The sequence below is a fragment of the Bradyrhizobium sp. AZCC 2289 genome (assembly GCF_036924615.1).
Lineage (GTDB): Bacteria > Pseudomonadota > Alphaproteobacteria > Rhizobiales > Xanthobacteraceae > Bradyrhizobium.
Genome location: NZ_JAZHRY010000001.1, coordinates 7,072,616 through 7,090,211 on the forward strand (window position 1 = coordinate 7,072,616; position 17,596 = coordinate 7,090,211).

The window sequence follows — 17,596 nt, forward strand, 5'->3', positions numbered from 1 at the left end:
CAGGAGAAGAGATGCTCGACATCCACGTTCTGATTTCCGGCGGCGGTCCGGTCGGTCTCGCCGCCTCGCTCCTGCTCTCCCAGCACGGCGTACGCTCGCTTTTGGTCGAACGCCACCCGAGCACGGCGCTGACGCCGAAGGCGCGCGGCATCAATGCCCGCACCATGGAAGTGTTCCGGCAATGCGGCATCGACACCGCGGTCAGGGACGCAGGATTGCAGGAAGGGCGGTTGGGGCTGATCGTCTGGACCGAAACCCTTGCCGGCAAGGAGATCGAGCGCCGCGTGCCCGGTCGCGCCACCGAAAAGAACATGGCCGCGACGCCGGTCAAAAACTGTCTCTGTGCCCAGGATGACCTCGAGCCGGTCATTCGCCGGTTTGCGGAAGCAGCCGAGCCCGCAACGCTGCGCTTCAATACCGAGCTGACCTCGTTCAGCCAAAGGCCCGGTGCGGTCAAGGGCCTGTTGACCGATCGCACCACGGGCGTGGAGACGCCGTTCGCCGCGCGCTACCTGATCGCGGCCGAAGGCGCGCAAAGCCGGGTGCGCCGCGCGCTGGCCGTGAACATGACCGGCACGGAGAAAGTCTACGACAGCGTCAATATCCTGTTCCACGCCGACCTCACCCAATGGGTCGAGCACAGGCCTGCCGCGCTTTATTTCGTCGAGCAGCAGGATCTGCGCGGCACGTTCCTCACGATCAACGGCAGGGATCGCTGGGGTTTTCTGATTCACAGCGTCAAACAATATGGCTGGCAGCCCAAGGATTTTACGCCGGAGTTTTGCGCGGAGCTGATCCGCAAGGCCGTCGGCGTGCCGGACCTTGCCGTGTCGGTGCTGGGCGTCAGCCCGTGGGAAGCCTCGGCCATCGTTGCCGACCAATATCGCGTCGGGAACGTCTTCCTGGCCGGCGACGCGGCCCACGAGATGCCGCCGACCGGCGGCTTTGGCCTCAACACCGGGGTGCAGGATGTGCACAATCTGGCGTGGAAGATCGCCGCCGTGCTGCGCGGCAAGGCCGACGAGAAGCTGCTCGACAGCTATCACGCCGAGCGCCAGCCTTTAGGACGGATCATCACCCAGAATGCGCTGGCCAACGCCCTGTCGATGGGCCGCAATGTGCGGCAAAGCAACGTGCTGCCGCGGCGGGAATTCTTGAACGAGCAGGGGCTGATCTTCGGGGCCAGCTACCAGTCGATGGCGGTGGTGCCGGACGGCACGCCCCCGGTCGCGGTCGGCGATCCCGTCACCGACTACGTGCCCTCCGCGCGGCCCGGCAGCCGCGCACCCCATGTCTGGCTCATGCGCGGCAACGAGCAAATCTCGACCATCGACCTGTTCGGCCCGTATTTTGTGCTGCTGGCCGGCCGCGACGGCGACGCATGGCGACGGGCCGCGCAAGGGATCGCTACATCGTCGCCGCCACTGATGGCTTTCACCATCGGCAAAGATGGCGATCTCGTCGACGTGGACGGCAACTGGCATGATGCGTACGGCGTCGACGCCGATGGCGCGGTGCTGGTTCGACCGGACGGCCATGTGGCGTGGCGCAGCCGTTCCGGCGCGCCGAACCCGGCAGAGGTGTTGCGCGCAGCGCTCGATTGTGTGTTCGGAAGGATGCCCGCGATCGCGTGAGGACGCGTTTAGAGGACGGACTTGGGCCAAACGTCCGCTATTGGCGGCGCAAAACGCGGACGTCGGTAATTCCCTGATTCAAGCCGTTGGACGCTGCCGACCTTTTTGCTAAAACGGCGACAATGAAAAACCGGCCAAAGAGCTGGTTCGATGCCGGGAGGCGACTATGTTCGTGACCAAAGCGCTTGCGCGGTTGACGATGTGTGCCGGCTTGATGGCGCTGCCAAGCGCAATCTCCACCGCAGTTTATGCGCAGCAGACCGTGACGGTCGGCGCCGCCGATATCGGCGGCACTGTTGTCGGCGCGGCGGGCCCCGAAGCCGGGGTCTGGGTGATCGCCGAGACCACCGAGCTGCCGACGAAGTTCGCGCGCATCGTCGTCACCGACGATTCCGGCCGCTACCTGATCCCCGATCTGCCGGCCGCGAATTACAGCGTCTGGGTGCGCGGCTATGGTCTGGTGGATTCCGCCAAGCTCACCGCAAAGCCGGGCCAGCTCTAAATCACACCGCGGTGCCGGCGCCGGACGAAGCGGCGGCGGCGCATTATTATCCGGCGATCTACTGGTACGCGATGATGAAAATTCCGCCTGCCGGCGATTTCGGCGGCAAGAGCGACATTCCCGAAAAGCTCACTCAGAATGACTGGCTGAAGCAAGTGAAGAACATCGGCTGCATCGGGTGCCATCAACTCGGCCAGGAAGCCACTCGCACGATACCGGCTGCTTTCGGCAAGTTCGATTCCGGTGCGGAAGCCTGGATGCGGCGCGTCCAATCGGGGCAGTCCGGCGAGCAGATGACCAACCAGCTTGCCGGGAATTTCGGCGGTGTCCCCTTCAAATATCTCGGAGACTGGACCGACCGCGTCGCCAAGGGCGAACTGCCCAAGGCCAAGCCGCCGCGCCCACAAGGCGTCGAACGCAATATCGTGATCACTTCATGGGAGTGGTCGACGCCGGACAAATACTTGCACGATCTGATTTCGTCCGACCGGCGCAATCCGACGGTCAATGCCTATGGCCCGCTGTACGGCTCGCCGGAATATTCCACCGACAACATGCCGATCCTCGATCCGAAGACGAATAAAGTGTCGTTCTTCAAGATGCCGGTCGCGGACCCCGAGATGCCGGAATCGTTGGGTCCAGGGCATGCCGCCAGCGTGAAGCCGCTGGAGCCGTCGGTCTATTGGGGCGAGCAAAAACTGTGGGATACCCGAGCCAACAATCACAACGCCATGTTCGACGAGAAGGGCCGGCTCTGGCTCTCCGCCACCGTGCGCGGCATCGATAACCCGGCGTTCTGCAAACAAGGTTCCGACCACCCGTCGGCCAAGCTGTTCCCGCTGGAAAAGTCGGCGCGCCAGGTGGCGATGCTCGATCCGAGGACGATGAAGTACAGCTTTATCAACACCTGCTTTGCCACTCATCACCTGCAGTTCGGCTACGACGCCAATGACACGCTGTGGCTCAGCGGCACCGGCCCGGTTGCCGGCTGGGTCAACACCAAAATGTTCGACGAAACCGGCGATGCGGCGAAGTCGCAAGGCTGGTCGCCGTTCGTGCTCGACACCAACGGCAACGGCAAGCGCGACGATTATGTCGAGCCCAACGCCCCGCTCGATCCAGCCAAGGACAAGCGGATCGTCCCGGGTTCGGGACCTTACGCGGTGATGCCGTCGCCGGTCGACGGCTCGATCTGGTACACCGTAGGCATCTTCGGCGGCCCGCCAGGGGTGCTGCGCTTTGATCCGGCGACCGGACTGTCGGAGGTGTTTTATGTCCCGGCGCCGGCGTTCGGAATCCGTGGCGGCGATATCGACAAGAACGGCGTGGTCTGGGCGTCGTTATCGAGCGGCCACCTCGGCAGCTTCGATCGCCGCAAGTGCAACGGCCCGCTCAACGGGCCGACCGCCACCGGCAATCATTGCCCAGAGGGCTGGACCATCTATCAATATCCCGGCCCTGGCTTCGACGGCATCGGCGAGAACAGCGCCGAGTCGAGCTATTACACCTGGGTCGATCAGCACAACACGTCCGGACTTGGCGAGAACATCCCGATGTCCACCGCCAATCTCGGTGACGGCTTCGTGGCGTTGAAGGACGGCAAGATGATCACGATCCGGATTCCCTACCCGCTCAGCTTCTACGCCAAGGGTTTTGACGGGCGTATCGACGATCCCAACGCCGGGTGGAAAGGCCGCGGGTTGTGGAGCACGAACGGCGACCGCACGCCCTGGCTCAAGGAAGGCGGCAAGGGCTCAAGGCCGCGCGCCGTGCACATCCAGTTTCGGCCCGATCCGCTGGCGAACTGAGGTTCGCGGAGAACTTTGAACGCCCCGCGGCCCATGGCTGCGATGCGTTCGCTCAATCATACCTACCCAGTGACCGCATCTGGCAGGATGCGCTTACGGATCAATGAGGACGCCCGGGTTGAGCATGCCTTTCGGATCCAACTCGCGCTTGGCTCCCCTTAGTGCGGCGGCGAAAAGCTGCGGCCGCTGTTGGTCGTACCAGGGTCTGTGATCGCGACCGACGGCATGATGATGCGTGATGGTGCCGCCTGCCGCGATCAACGCGTCGCTCGCCGCATTCTTGATGGCCTGCCACTGCTCGAGAAGCGCGCCGTGTCGACCAAGCGCGTGGAAGGAAAAATAGGGTGCAGGCCCGTCCGGGTAGACGTGGGTAAAGCGGCAGGTGACTTCACCCTTCACGCCAGTCGCGTCCAGAATGGCGCGTTCGGTTGCCGCTTTGACCTTATCGTGAAGGTTTTCGAACTGATCCCAGGTGATGGCGGTCTCGAACGTATCGTTGATGAGGCCCGCGGGTGTCAGAAATTCGCGCGCATAGGGCATGCGAATGAACGCGTTGCGCCAGATGCCCGCCGCGCCTTGCAGATGCGCCTCGCTGGCCTTGGCGGACTCCGGCGTTCCGCAATGGTCGGCGCAGCACTCAAGTGCGCGCGCCATCCAGCTGTCGAGCGGATGATCGCCCGACTCGAACGCGAGCACCATGATGGCAGCACTGCCGTCCGCCGCGCCGGTGTTGAAGGCCTCCTGCGGGTCCAGGATGCGACAATTTGACGGATAGAGGCCGGCTTGCGCGACGGCACGCACGGCGCGCGCGGCATCGAAAAAAGAGGGGAAACGAAGCGATGCGCCGGCGCGGAAGCTTGGACGCGGCTGCAACCGCATCCAGGCGCGCGAAATCACGCCCAGGGTTCCTTCCGAGCCGATGAACAGGCGGTCGGGACTAGGCCCGGCACCCGATCCGGGAAGTCGGCGCGTCTCCAGCACGCCAACCGGCGTCACGACGCGCAGGCTTTCGACGAAATCGTCGATATGCGTATGAAGACTGGCAAAATGGCCACCCGATCGCGTCGCAATCCAGCCGCCAAGCGTCGAAAATTCAAAACTCTGCGGGAAGTGCCGCAACGTGAAGCCATGCGGCTTGAGCTGGTTTTCCAGGGACGGACCATAGGTGCCGGCTTCGATCGATGCAGCGCGCGATACGGGGTCCACTTCGACGACTTTGGAGAGATTGCGCAGATCGAGGGTGACGGCTGCCTTGTGCTTGATGCCGTCAACGCGCGGCTCCACGCCGCCGCAGACGCTCGAGCCGCCGCCAAAAGGCGTCAGCGAAGCGCCGACGGCGCTGGTCCAATCCATCACCGCCGAAATCTCCGCCTCGTTGCGCGGATAGGCCACAACGTCGGGCGCACAATTGTAATCGCCAAGCATTGCCTTGACGTAATCCGGATAGGACTTGCCGTAGGTGTGCGCGGCGCGATCGTATCGGTCGGTGGTGCAAAAGGGGGCAAGTGAGGCCGGCGGCGCCACGCGTGGTTCCCGCAAGGAGAGATCGTCAAGGCCCGGAACAGCGATCGTGTCGAATTCGTCAGTTGCAAATTTCGCTCGGTAGCGGCCGAGCACAAACTTTCGCTCCTCCGCGCTCATGCCTTCGCCTTCGCGCCCCCAGCCGTAATGTTTTAGCCTTGCGCCAGTCATGAGCGTTCCCTCGTGTTTGGTTTCGAGCGTTTCTTGGATCGAAGAAAATATTCTGAACGACAGCGCCGCGCCAGAGCGTTCTATTGTTTGCCGGCAACGGCTCGCTGGCGGTAATCTTGGTTTCATGAGTCCATTTGTACGATCGCCCGCCATGAACGATCTAAGCATCCGGACGATGCGGCCGGACGAAATCTCGATAGCGGTGAACTGGGCCGCAGCCGAAGGCTGGAACCCCGGCCTCGCCGACGATGCCTGCTTCGCCGCGGTCGATCCGGAAGGCTTTTTGATCGGCGAACTCGACGGCGCACCGGCCGCGACCGTCTCCTGCGTCAACTACAGCGCAAGCTTCGCCTTCCTCGGCTTTTACATCGTGCGAGAGGACTTGCGCGGGCGTGGCTATGGACTGCGCATATGGGATGCGGCCATTGCGCACGCCGGCCCACGCGTGATCGGGCTCGATGGCGTGGTGGCGCAGCAGCAAAATTACAGAAAGTCCGGGTTCGAGCTCGCTTATGCCAACGCCCGTTACGGCGGCATCGTCGCGGCTCCGGATGCACCGCAGGCTGGCATCATGGCGCTGGCCGAAGTCCCGTTGGCGGCTGTAGAGGCGTACGACGCGACGGTGTTTCCGGCTCCGCGCCCCGCGTTCCTGCATGCCTGGATCGGCTCGCCCGGGCATGTCGGTTGCGCCCTTATGCGTGATGGCGGGCTTGTCGGTTGGGGTGTGATCCGTCCATGCCGCAAGGGCTGCAAGATCGGCCCGCTGGTAGCCGACGACCGCGTCACCGCCGAGGTGGTCCTGTCGGCTTTGCTGGCCAGCGTCGGGGGTGGGGAGATCTTCCTCGACGTTCCCAGCATCAACCGCGATGCGGTCGCGTTGGCGCAAGACCTGGGGCTCGTGCCGGTGTTCGAGACTGCGCGTATGTATACTGGCGCGATCCTGCCGTTGCAGTTGGAGCGGGTATTCGGCGTCACCACCTTTGAGCTGGGGTAGTGTTCCGCGAACAATGGCGACTTCGCACTCTCTCTACTGGGAATGGCTGCTTCTCAAAGCCGACGTTCGGCAAACCGGCCGCCTCGGCCAGATGCCATGAAGTGACACGGGCGGCTTCATTCCGCGTGCATCGTGACGGCCGGATCCTTCGCCGGATCCTCCAGCTATTTGATTTTTGCGATAAGATCGCCCCGCTCACCCGAAGGCGACGCAAATGGCAATTCATGCTTCCTCGCTTACCCCTGTCCGCTTCGCGGGTGCCGTGGTTTTGGCGGCAGTCCTTTCGGTGACGTGCGCGTTTCGTGCCGTCGTGCATGCGGCGTCGCCTGTGCCCGACAGCGTGTCGCTCAGCGAGTCGACGATAATTTGGAGCACCGTCAAGTACGCGACCGATGCGGAGAACGGTCTGGTCAGCGGGTCGCTCGACGCCAACACCATTGTCGACCATACGTTCAAGACCTATGTGCTCGAGAATCGCTATCTGAAGGTGACGCTGGTGCCCGAATTCGGCGGGCGCATAATTTCCATCATTTACAAGCCGACCGGCCACGAACAGCTTTATCGCACGCAAGTCGGCGTGCCCTACGGGATGAAGGGCGGCACGTTTTATTACGACTGGATGATGGTGTATGGCGGCATTTTCCCCACGTTCCCGGATGCCGAGCACGGCAAGACCTGGCTGAAGCCGTGGGATTTCAAGGTGGTGAAGGAAAGTGCCGGCGAGGTGACGGTGTCGATGTCGCTGAAAGACGATTTCGCCTATAGCGCGGCGCCGAGGCAGTTCAGGCCGGGCTCGACGGGCATCGAAGCGACCAGCACCATCACGCTGAAAGCCGATCGCGCCGCGCTCGACGTGCGCGTGGCGCTGCAAAATCCGCGGGACAAGCCGATCGACTATGAGTACTGGACCTGCACGACGCTGGCGCCGGGATCGGATCCGGAAAGCCCCAAAGCGACCGGCGGCGCCGAAATCATCGCGCCGATCCAGGCCTACAGCACACCCCGCTGGTCGGCCAATCTGGCCGACGGCGACGAGAGCCTTGGTCCGGGCCAGAGCCGTTTCGAAAAACTGCACTTCTTCAGGAACTGGCCGACGATGGGCATCGCCTACGCGGCGCCCGATATGCAGGGCGGGAATTTCTGGGGCGTGATCAACCACGACAACGAAGAGGGGATCATCCGCATTGCGGACAATGCAGTCACGCCGGGCCTGAAAATGTGGACGTGGGGATTTCCGTCGTTCACGAATGAAACCGATGCGCGCAAGGACCCGACCCCGCAGCGGCCTTACATCGAATTGTGGGCGGGGGTGTCGGACCAGTTTTTCCACAGTGCCAGGTTTCCCGCACTGGGCCGGGTATCGGTTCCGGAAACCTACAGCCCGACCGTCGGCATGAGCAATGTGACGCATGCGAACGAGAATGTCCTGATTAATCTCTCGGCCGAGGCGGCAAGCGTGCATCTTCAGTTCTTCAGCATCGAACCGGCCAGGCCGCTGCGCGTAACGTTGAAACAGGGCGATCGGGTATTGTTCGATGCCGCCGTGAACGCCGACCCGAGAAACGGAAATCGCATTTCCGCGCCGATTCCCGCAGGCCTCAGCGGCGGACAGGTGCAGCTGACGATCAGGACCGCGGAAGGCAATGAGCTGATCGCGGCCGAGACGAAAATAAAATAGATCGTGCCGACGTCCGCGAGGTGCCGGAAGCGGTCGTCACGATGGCACCGCCAGATTATGCTTCCCTGGCAATCCAGTCCGCGATCCGCGCGATGCACTCTTCGTCGGTGTAGTAGGCTGCATGGACGAGTGTTTCGTCCCTTTCAACCGATTTCAGCAACGACGTCATGTCGGCCGCGGTGACCGCGAGCTTCGAGAATGTCTGGGAAATGTCCCCAAGATGTCGCGCAATCCAGGCATTGCGCTTGTCGAGGGCACGCAGCTCCGCTCCGCTCGGCATGTTTTCATAGCTGACATAATCGGGCTGCTGCTCTACTGCCGGAATTTTGAACCGGTAGCTTTCCAATCCCATGATCATCTTCAGGAGCACCGGCCAACCCGCAGCGCGCACCCCGTAAGTCGCCATTGAGGGAAAGATGCTGGCCAGCGACCCGCCGCGGCGGAGACACCAGCGAAAAGGCGACCAGAAAGCCGAGAAGAACGTCTCTCCGAAGAACGAAGTGGAAGCCAATACCAGCAAGAACAGGAGCAGGGCAAAGGGCGTTGAAAGGCCGGATACCCAACTTTGCAGCAGGAAAGCAATAAAAGCAGCACCGAGGCTTAACAGGTAAATCGAAATCAACGCCAGCTTGGCGAAGATTCCCAGGTCGCGAAACGACCGTGCGCCGTGGATCCGGGCCACGGTCCTGCCTTGCGAAATAGTCGAGCGCACCGACGAAAACAGGTAAACGAAGAAATTCGTGTCGATCGCTATCGGGTTATTCATGCCGCCGATATGATGAAGGACTTGCCAGGCTTCGTCGTAGGGGCTGCCGACGGCCAGCACTTTCGGTTTGGTTTGGCTGGCATTGTCGAGGCCGCGCCGTCGCATGCGACCGAAGATCATGGCAAGGAGAAAAACCGCGGCAAGCCCGAACAGGATCTCGTCGAAATTCAGTTCGTTCCATCGAAGGTCATTCCAGCTTGATCTAACGTCATACGACGCAAACGCGATGAGTGACGCAAAACCGATCCACGAGACCAGCTGCAGAAGCCTGAATCGTGTTTTGGCCCTCTGCAGTATCGGCGACATCGTATCCAGGAACGGCGTGCCCAAGGTTACCAGCTTGCCCTGCGGCTTTTCGGAATCCAGCGTCGTCGCGAGATGCGGGAGCGCCTCGACCAGAACGTTGCCGCCGTGACTATGCGCGACGATGTGACAGTGCCAGCCGTCGCCCCGGAGCTTCGCCACATAATCCGCCAGCGCGGCTGCCGCCAGCGTGCGATCGATCCAGTTGTTCTCACCGGACCAATGGAAGGCAGGATTTCCCGGGCCGCAATGTGCCCAGCACCGGGCGGAAGAGCCGCGCGCCTGTAATGCAGCGTCAAGCCTGGCGATAAACGGCTCGCCGCATGGCCGCTCATCAATGGGCTGGTACCATTTGCGTTCAGCCGGGTCCGGCGCCGCCCAGGTGCCGTGCACGACAATCACGGTTTCGTTCGCTGACTTTTCCATAGGCGTCTTGTGCGGCAAGCTGCCGCCGCTAGGCGGCATGCTCTGGGATAGGCCAATTATCGCTCAAGGCGGCCCCACCGAACTCGCTCTGAAATTGCAATTTCATTGTTGCAGATTCCCTTGATTGTTGCGGGTTATACTCCACAGGTCAAGCGCGGTACGTGATATCCTGGGCCGCAGCCTGCTGGATCTGACCGGTGACCGGGACAACTCTCATGCTATTGCTGGCTCCGGACACGCGCGCTAGGCTCGGCCGAACTGGGGCAGGAGGCACGCGTGACCAGATCGGACGACAGCAGGATTTCTGAAGATCGCCGCGAGGCGCTGCGCTACGCGCTTGCGATCGGCAGCGGCGCAGCGCTCGCCGCCGCCGTCGCAAGCCCGGCATCGGCACAAACCGCGGCGGACAACACGCTCGATCGCATCCGCGCCAACAAGGTGCTGCGCATCGCGGTGCTGCCGGGCGAATTGCCGTACTTCAACAAGGACCTCGCCACCGGCAACTGGTCCGGCTTCTCGATCGAGATGGCCAACGACATCGCAAAGCTGCTCGACGTCAAACTTGAATACACCGAGTCGACCTACGGAAATTCGATCCTCGATCTGCAATCGAACAAGATCGACCTCGGCTTTGCCCTCAATCCGACCCCGCAGCGGGCGCTGGTGGTGGATTTTACCGCCACTGTATTTCCGCATCCGTTCGGCGCCATGCTCAAGAAGGGGCTGGACGCCAAAACCTGGGCCGACATCAACAAGCCCGAGGTCAATATTGCAGTCGACGTCGGCTCCGCCAACGAGGCGGTGGCGCGTCGTTTCGCGCCCAATGCGACCATCAAGTCGCTGAAGTCGCGCGACGAGGTTATGCTCGAAATGTCGTCGGGCCGGGTCGATTGCGTGGTCAATGCGCTGGTGCTGGGCCTGACCGCGATCGCCAAGAACCCGAATCTCGGCACCTACAAGATACTGCAAAGCCCGTCCGTCGCGATACCGAGCAGCATGGCGGTCCGGCGCGAGCCGGACAAGCGCTGGCGCGATTTCCTCTCGGTGTGGGTCGACTACAACCGCGGCATCGGGCAGATGCGCGAATGGTTCATCAAGGGGCTGGCGCTGAGCAACGTGAAACCGGAAGACGTGCCGGTCGAACTCAATATCTGAGAGACTGTGAAACGCTGAGGCGCTGTGAATCCATCTCCGACCTCATCCTGGGGAGCGGCATCTTCGCCGCGTCTCGAAGGATGGCCGCGAGTCCGTGTGTTGCGCCCATCCTTCGAGACGCGCGCAAGAGCGCGCCTCAGGATGAGGTCCGCATTCTGCGCGCCGCCGCCGCGGCCTTCGAGCCGCTCACACCTTGTCGTAGGTCAGGCCACGCTCGAGCCGCCGTGCAACAAGCGTGGCGGGGAACAGGATCGCAAAGTAGATCAGGGCCACGATCGTATACACTTCCAGCGGCCGGTAGGTGTCGGCGTTGATCAGGGTTGCGTTGTAAACGAGATCAGGCACCGCAATGACTGAAACCAGCGACGTGTTCTTCAGCTGCGTCACCGACTGGTTGACGTAGGGCGCCAGCATCGGCTTCATTGCCTGCGGCAGGATCACCAGCCTCAGGATGTGCCGTGCCCGCAGCCCCAGCGCCCGCGCCGCGTCCCATTGTCCGATGTGTATGCTCTCGATGCTGCCGCGGACGATTTCGGCGTAGAAGGCGCCGCCATAGAGCGAGAGCACGCTGATGGCGGCGACATGCGCCGGGATGTTGACCCCAAGCACCACCGGAAGCGCGTAGTAGAACCAGATGATCTGAACCAGCAGCGGCGTGCAGCGGAACAGTTCGATATAGGTGAGCAGCAGCCAATCGATCACGGGCCAGCGCCGCAGCCGAAGGATGCCGACGATCAGGCCAATCAACGTCCCGAGAACGATGGTGCCGATCGTATAGGCAATGGTCCAGCCGAGCCCGAGCCAGAACAAATGGCTGTATTTGCCGAGGATCGCGAAATCCCAAACGTAGTTCATGCCGGGCCCCGCTGACTGCAACCCGCTTGTTTGCCGTTCGTCGGCATCAGAGGTAGCGGCTCGGGGCAAACGGCGTGGCATCGAATGGTGGCGCGGTTCCGCCGATCATGGCGGCGATCGCAGTCCCTGTCGCCGGTCCGGTTGTAAAGCCGATGTGCTGGTTGCCGAAAGCGAGCCACAGGCCGGCATGCCGCGGCGCCGGCCCGATCATCGGCAGGCTGTCGGGCAGCGTCGGCCGCGCCCCGCGCCAGGGATCGCCGACCGCCTCGCCGAATTCGACCACGCCGCGCGCCAGCGGGACCACCTGATCGAGCTGGGCGAACGAGGAGGGCGCATCGCGGTCGGTCAATTCGACGCCTGAGGTGACGCGAATCCCGTTCTCCATCGGCGACATCAGAAAACTGCCTTCGGCATCATGGATCGGACGCTGCAATGAACGTGCCGGGTTCGGCTTGAACTCGCGATGGTAGCCGCGTTCATAGGCCAGCGGAACGCGATAACCAAGCGGGCGCAGCAGATCCGCCGACCAGGGTCCGAGTGCCACCACGACATCGCGCGCGCGAATTTCGCCGTCGCCGAGCACGACGCGCCAGCCTTCGCCGTCCGGCACGATCGCCTTGATCTCCGACTGACGGATCTCGCCACCGGAGCCCGTAAACATCCGCGCATAGGCCTTGACCACGGCGCCCGGCGAGTCGACGGAGGCGGTCTGCGTGTGCAGGAGGCCGACCTTGTAGACCGGCAGGATGCTGGGCTCGAGCGCGGAAATCGCCTGCCGGTCGAGCAGCCGGCTTTCGATGCCATATTCGGTCAGAAGGGCCTGCTCTTGCTTTGCCGCGCCAACCGCGTCGCTGCGCCATGCCTTCAGCCAGCCGGTCTCGCGGATGCGCTGCGCCGCTTCCGCCTTCACGATCCATTCCCGGTGCAGTTTCAACGATGCGCCGATCAATCCGTGCAGCGCGGTGGCCCGCGGCCGGAGACGCGACGCTGTCGCATTGGCCAGAAACCGGATCACCCAATCCGCGTTCCGGATCGACCAGCCCGGATTCCAGCGCAGCGCCGCGTGCCGGTTGGTCAAATATTTCGGCAGCGCGCTCCAGAGCGACGGATTGTTGAGCGGCGATATCGACCCGCTGGAGAGAATGCCGGCATTGCCATAGGAGGTTTCGCTGCCTGGCTCGCGCCGGTCGACCAGGATGACCGACAGGCCGCGCTGCCGCGCGGTATAGGCTGCGGACACGCCGACGATGCCGGCGCCGAGTACGACGACATCCGCTTGCTTGCCCGTGAAATTGTTCGACATCGACCCACCCTCAAGGAAACCGGAAGAGATTTACATAAGCGTCAGGCCGCCATCGACCGGCAACAGGGCTCCCGTCACATGTCCAGCCTCCGGCGACAACAGAAAGGCGACCGTTGCCGCCACTTCGTCGGGGGCGGCCAATCTTCGCTGCGGATTGGCCGTGGCGGCCGATTGCCAGGCCTGCGCGTCCAGCGCCCCGAACAACCCGGCATCCTTGCGCGTATAGCCGGGTGCGACGACATTGGCGGTTGCGCCCGAGGGAGCGAGTTCAATCGCGAGACAGCGGACCAGCACCTCGAGGGCGGCTTTGGCCGCCCCGGAAGCCGGATAGGTCGAATCGGGCGTAAATCGATGTGCGGCAAAACTGCTGATGGCGACGACGCGTCCCTGCGATCCCCGCGTCAGGTCCGGCAATGCTGTGGCCGTCAATTCGTGAAACGCCGACGCCATGACCGCGAATGCCCGCTCCAGTCCCGCGCGCGGCAACTGCGCGAAACCGCGCCGGTCGGCAAAGCCCGCGGCGTGGACGATCGCATCGACGGCGCCGAACGCGGCGCGCGCCGCGCGAACGATCCCGGATGTGGTGCCTTCGCTTGCGAGGTCACCGGTACAGAATTCGACTTTGGCGCCGGCACGCCGGCAGTCCGCGGCGACCGCTTTCAATCGTTCGAGCCCTGCCGCGTCGGCCCCTTGTCCATGCAACATCAGACACTGATCGCTCGCGGCCAACCGGCGCGCGACCGCGGCTCCGATCCCGGAGCCGCCGCCGGTGATGATTGAAACGCGCAATGGACCCCCGTTCCCGATGCTCTGATCGGGCAAACTATAGGTGGCGCAATTGCGAATGCCAACAATCGCAGGCGGCGCCGCGCGCCATCGCAACGAAGGATGTCAATTCCCGCCATCCCGGATCGCGGAGGTCGCGCGCGTCCGTTGGACGATCTGGTGCCTGGTTTTTTGAATGGCGATGCGTCGCCGAGCAAGAGCAGCGCCGGCGAGCACGCGGCCCGCCGGCGTCGCACGCCTCACGGCCCGTATTTGGGGGCCGGGGTCTGGTTGAAGTCGTTCTCGTCGGCAACGCAGGTAAAATTCGCCGCGATGCTGGTGCTGCCGCTGCCGTTGTACTTTGCGACCTTGGGGTAGACGCAGAGCGGCCGGGTCATCGCAACCGCGGGCGGCGTATCGGCGACGAACTTGGTGGCGATGATGGTTTCCGGCGCCGTGCCGGTCTCGACCCAGGTGACGAGCGGTGTAAGCGCGTCGAACGCGTTGGGACCAGGGCCGCCGGAACAGTGGTAGAGCCCGGGCGCCATGAACAGCCGGGCGTAGCTCTGGGTCCGCTGCAGGGCCGGGTTGCCAGCTCCGAAGCTGGCCTGCTGGAATCCATGGCTGTCGTTCCCCACCAGCGCGTTGAAGTAGTTGATGCTGCTCTGCGACGGGATCAGGGGGTCGGCCCAGCCGTGATACATCAGGAGCTTGCCGCCATGCTCCCGGAACTCGCCGAGATCGGTGCTGTTGGCGTTCAGCACCGCAGCAAGCTGGTCATCGACGGTGTCGACGGCGTGGTGGAAGTCAAAATTCGCGAAATTGACCGCGCTCGCCGGATAACCGAAGCTCGGGCCGAACACCCAATAGAACAGGCCGTCGAAGGCCGGCTCGGGAAGTCGCTCCTGGAACGCCAGGCCGAGCGCAAACACATTGTCGGTCTCGGTGCCGCGTGCGGGGCCCGGATTGATGACCTGACCGTTCACCGGGTCGATCGCGCCGCCGTAGTATTTCTGCATGGTCGTGACCTGGTCGGGCGTCAAGCATGCGGGGGGTATCTGGCCGCCGGTGCACTGCAGCACCTTGGGATCGAAATGACAGTCGCGCGGATCGGTCAGGAACTGGTCGGTGCTGGCGCCGCCGTCGCGGCCGACGCACTGCTTGAGCACGGCCTGGTTGATCAGCGTCATCTGGCCGGGCTGGATCAGCCGGCCCGGGCTCGCGTGGGCGTCCTGCCACCCGAAAAGCCCTGCCATGTGCAGGTGCGTGCGATTGAACGCCGGCGCCCCCGCCAGGATGCCGTCATAATCGTTCGGGAAACGCTGCGCCTCCATCAGCGCGTTCTGGCCGCCGGTGGAGCATCCGGCGAAATAGGCCTTTTGCGCCTTCTGCCCGTAGAACGCGTTGGCGATCTCCTTGCCCCGCACGGTCATCCCGTGGATGGCGCGGTAGCCGAAATCCTTGATCCGCTCGGGATGTCCAAACAACCCCGTCGACGGCGCCGCCGGATCGCCGAACGCAATCGCCAGCGGGTTGCCCATGTTGCCGTCCGAACCGCAGTACAGCGGACTGCATCCCGAGGACCCTGTACCGAGATCGCTGTTGCTCGAAGCAAAGCCGGCCTGGATGCCGCTGGCGAGTTCGTTGTAGGTGATCACGCCCTGGAAGCCGCCGCCGCCGGTGCCGAGGAATCGGCCGTTCCATGTGGTTTCGGGCAGCCAGACCTCGATCTTGATGCTGGAATCAGAACTCGGGGTCAGGGTCGCGGTGACCCGGCAGAACGCCGGAAGGCCGGTGATCGTGGTCGGCGGGCTGGAACCGGGGACGACGAAGACCCCAGTGGTGTTGTCCGTCGCCGAATTGATCGTGGTGTGCTGCAGTGGCAAGGATTGGAGATTGGTGCACGGCGTCGCCATCGCTGGCGTGCTGGCAATCGCTACACCGGCAAACAAGGCCATAGCCGCGCCGATGAGACTGGGTCGATGAAGCATCATTCTGTCCTCCCCGATTGTTGTCGTTTTGTGGGACCGGCGGATACCGGATCGATGTCGCAACTCAAGGATGAACTCGCGCCAGCGTGTCGATCCTTGCCCTGCGGATCATCCGATAGGTGGAATTTGCTTCTTGATAGCCGTCACGGCTGAGCACTGCGATCGCCGGTCGTTTCGGTCCGGGTCAGCTTCGCACTGCAAAGCGGACATCCTCACGGCCCGTCGGCCTGTCTCGAAACCCGCCGGCGACGGAGTGAGAAGCGGAGGGCAGAGTAAACCACGATCCGGCGTCGAGGTTCCAATGCCGTGAAAATAACCTCTGGTTGAAACACTATCCAAAACGGACAATGATATTCGCGAGCCGAAAGCACCGGCTCGCCAAAAAAAACAAGGGAGCGACGCAATGCTTAAAACTCGAACATTATTGTGCACCGCCGTCGGCATGCTGGCCGCAGCGACGCTTGCAACCAACGCATTCTCGATGGAGCGCGAGGGAGGGGCCGTCCGTTTGCTGACGACCGTTCCCATCCCCGGAACGAGCGCGAACACGACTGGCGGCAACATGTATGTGTTCGACATCAGCTTCGTCGATCAGGCGACGCAGACATATTATCTTGCCGACCGCTCCAATGCCGTCGTCGATGTCGTCGATGCAAGAAGCAACACACTGATTTCCCAGATCAGCGCCAAGCCTGCGTTCAAGGGCTTTACCGGCAACAACGGCACCTCCGGGCCCAACGGAGTCGTTGCGGCGTTTCCGTGGCTCTTTGTGACCGACGCCAACAGCCGCGTGGTCACGATCAATCTGCGCACCGGCAATACGGTGAGCGACGTCTCCACCGGCGGCGCGCCGGGCCTTCGCGCGGACGAACTGGCATATGATCCCAACGACGGACTGCTGCTTGTCGTCAACAACGCCGACACGCCACCCTTTGCGACGCTCATCAACGTCAACCAAGTGAGCGGTGCTCTCACCGTCGCAAAGCGAATAACGTTTGATACGATGCATACCGGGGTCAACGCGACCAATGGCGCCGAACAGCCGGTGTGGGAGCCGGTGACGGGCAAGTTCTATCTGTCGATCCCGCAGGTCGGCCCGAATTTGAAGGATGGGGCCGTCGTCCGGATATCAACTGCCGGCACGGTGGAAGTGCAATATCCGATCCAGTTCTGCCAGCCGGCAGGGCTGACCGTGGGTCCCAACGTCGATCTGCTCGCCGGCTGCAACACGGTTTTTGACACCGCGGGCAATGCCTGGGATCCGACGCAGAATGTGACCGCGGCGCCGATTCAGGTAATTCTCGACGCCAGGACGGGTACAATCGACAAGATGGTGCCCGGCGTCGGTGTTGGCGACGAGGTATGGTTCAACAAGGGTGACGGAAATTACTACACCGCGTCCTCGACCAGCCCGTTGCGTCCGACCGAGGTCATCGCCGCAACACCCCTGACCGCTCAGGGAGCCGCGATCCTCGGCGTCATCGATGCGCGCGATAAGACCGTTAAGCAACTGGTTCCCACCTTCAACGTGCCTGCGGTAACCACAGGTCCGCTGCTTCATGCGGCGAGCACGGCCCATTCGGTTGCCGCCAATGCCGAAAACAACCATGTGTTCGTTCCGCTTGGTGCAAATAATGCGTTTCCCAACTGCCTGACCGGATGCATCGCAGTCTACGGGACAGGGGCGCGCATGGACGAAAGAGCCGAAAGATAGGCTGAGCCGG

Annotated in this window: 13 protein-coding genes; 7 read left to right on the top strand and 6 right to left on the bottom strand. The window is 63.0% G+C overall.

Features of this window, described 5'->3' with window-relative positions; genetic code table 11:
• Positions 1–11 precede the first annotated feature (11 nt).
• The 3 genes from V1289_RS33620 (at position 12) to V1289_RS33630 (ending at position 3,944) form a co-directional block, all read left to right on the top strand.
• Positions 12–1,634 (top strand): FAD-dependent monooxygenase, encoded by a 1,623-nt coding sequence (locus V1289_RS33620; protein ID WP_334402500.1) that lies wholly within the window; start codon positions 12–14, stop codon positions 1,632–1,634.
• A gap of 166 nt (positions 1,635–1,800) precedes the next feature.
• On the top strand, positions 1,801–2,136 hold the full coding sequence (locus V1289_RS33625; protein ID WP_334402502.1) for a carboxypeptidase-like regulatory domain-containing protein: 336 nt from the start codon (positions 1,801–1,803) through the stop codon (positions 2,134–2,136).
• 11 nt (positions 2,137–2,147) lie between these two features.
• The gene (locus tag V1289_RS33630; protein WP_334402504.1) at positions 2,148–3,944 is read left to right on the top strand and encodes a carboxypeptidase regulatory-like domain-containing protein; all 1,797 of its coding nucleotides are present in this window, start codon (positions 2,148–2,150) and stop codon (positions 3,942–3,944) included.
• A 93-nt stretch (positions 3,945–4,037) separates the two neighbouring features.
• Here V1289_RS33630 and V1289_RS33635 read toward each other — a convergent pair whose 3' ends face one another.
• Entirely contained in the window at positions 4,038–5,636 is a 1,599-nt protein-coding gene (locus V1289_RS33635) for an FAD-binding oxidoreductase (protein WP_334402507.1), read from the bottom strand.
• Between the two features lie 151 nt (positions 5,637–5,787).
• Here V1289_RS33635 and V1289_RS33640 point away from each other — a divergent pair, with 151 nt between their 5' ends.
• Both V1289_RS33640 and V1289_RS33645 read left to right on the top strand, forming a co-directional pair.
• The gene (locus V1289_RS33640; protein WP_334407784.1) at positions 5,788–6,630 is read left to right on the top strand and encodes a GNAT family N-acetyltransferase; all 843 of its coding nucleotides are present in this window, start codon (positions 5,788–5,790) and stop codon (positions 6,628–6,630) included.
• 214 nt (positions 6,631–6,844) lie between these two features.
• Positions 6,845–8,308, top strand: coding sequence for a DUF5107 domain-containing protein (locus V1289_RS33645; RefSeq protein WP_334402509.1), 1,464 nt, complete (start codon positions 6,845–6,847; stop codon positions 8,306–8,308).
• Between the two features lie 55 nt (positions 8,309–8,363).
• Here V1289_RS33645 and V1289_RS33650 read toward each other — a convergent pair whose 3' ends face one another.
• Complete coding sequence (locus V1289_RS33650; protein ID WP_334402511.1) at positions 8,364–9,803, bottom strand: hypothetical protein; 1,440 nt, start codon at positions 9,801–9,803, stop codon at positions 8,364–8,366.
• 276 nt (positions 9,804–10,079) lie between these two features.
• On the opposite strand from V1289_RS33650, the gene V1289_RS33655 reads away from it, so the two are divergent.
• A complete protein-coding gene (locus V1289_RS33655) occupies positions 10,080–10,958 on the top strand; it encodes a transporter substrate-binding domain-containing protein (protein WP_334402513.1) in 879 nt (292 codons plus the stop codon).
• 186 nt (positions 10,959–11,144) lie between these two features.
• Here the strand turns inward: V1289_RS33655 and V1289_RS33660 are convergent, their stop codons facing one another.
• From V1289_RS33660 to V1289_RS33675, 4 genes are all read right to left on the bottom strand, one after another.
• Positions 11,145–11,813, bottom strand: coding sequence for an amino acid ABC transporter permease (locus V1289_RS33660; protein WP_334402515.1), 669 nt, complete (start codon positions 11,811–11,813; stop codon positions 11,145–11,147).
• A gap of 46 nt (positions 11,814–11,859) precedes the next feature.
• The gene (locus V1289_RS33665) at positions 11,860–13,116 is read right to left on the bottom strand and encodes an NAD(P)/FAD-dependent oxidoreductase (protein ID WP_334402517.1); all 1,257 of its coding nucleotides are present in this window, start codon (positions 13,114–13,116) and stop codon (positions 11,860–11,862) included.
• Between the two features lie 30 nt (positions 13,117–13,146).
• Entirely contained in the window at positions 13,147–13,905 is a 759-nt protein-coding gene (locus V1289_RS33670) for an SDR family NAD(P)-dependent oxidoreductase (RefSeq protein ID WP_334402519.1), read from the bottom strand.
• 236 nt (positions 13,906–14,141) lie between these two features.
• On the bottom strand, positions 14,142–15,875 hold the full coding sequence (locus tag V1289_RS33675; RefSeq protein WP_334402521.1) for a tannase/feruloyl esterase family alpha/beta hydrolase: 1,734 nt from the start codon (positions 15,873–15,875) through the stop codon (positions 14,142–14,144).
• Positions 15,876–16,275: 400 nt separating this feature from the next.
• Here V1289_RS33675 and V1289_RS33680 point away from each other — a divergent pair, with 400 nt between their 5' ends.
• Positions 16,276–17,586, top strand: a complete 1,311-nt coding sequence (locus tag V1289_RS33680; RefSeq protein WP_334402523.1) for a hypothetical protein — start codon at positions 16,276–16,278, stop codon at positions 17,584–17,586.
• The last annotated feature ends 10 nt before the right edge of the window (positions 17,587–17,596 follow it).

Excerpts from the sequence above, each read along its gene's own strand:
- V1289_RS33620 (WP_334402500.1), top strand. The coding sequence starts at position 12 with ATGCTCGACATCCACGTTCTGATTTCCGGCGGCGGTCCGGTCGGTCTC.
- V1289_RS33625 (WP_334402502.1), top strand. The coding sequence starts at position 1,801 with ATGTTCGTGACCAAAGCGCTTGCGCGGTTGACGATGTGTGCCGGCTTG.
- V1289_RS33635 (WP_334402507.1), bottom strand. The coding sequence starts at position 5,636 with ATGACTGGCGCAAGGCTAAAACATTACGGCTGGGGGCGCGAAGGCGAA.
- V1289_RS33640 (WP_334407784.1), top strand. The coding sequence starts at position 5,788 with ATGAACGATCTAAGCATCCGGACGATGCGGCCGGACGAAATCTCGATA.
- V1289_RS33645 (WP_334402509.1), top strand. The coding sequence starts at position 6,845 with ATGGCAATTCATGCTTCCTCGCTTACCCCTGTCCGCTTCGCGGGTGCC.
- V1289_RS33650 (WP_334402511.1), bottom strand. The coding sequence starts at position 9,803 with ATGGAAAAGTCAGCGAACGAAACCGTGATTGTCGTGCACGGCACCTGG.
- V1289_RS33660 (WP_334402515.1), bottom strand. The coding sequence starts at position 11,813 with ATGAACTACGTTTGGGATTTCGCGATCCTCGGCAAATACAGCCATTTG.
- V1289_RS33665 (WP_334402517.1), bottom strand. The coding sequence starts at position 13,116 with ATGTCGAACAATTTCACGGGCAAGCAAGCGGATGTCGTCGTACTCGGC.
- V1289_RS33675 (WP_334402521.1), bottom strand. The coding sequence starts at position 15,875 with ATGATGCTTCATCGACCCAGTCTCATCGGCGCGGCTATGGCCTTGTTT.
- V1289_RS33680 (WP_334402523.1), top strand. The coding sequence starts at position 16,276 with ATGCTTAAAACTCGAACATTATTGTGCACCGCCGTCGGCATGCTGGCC.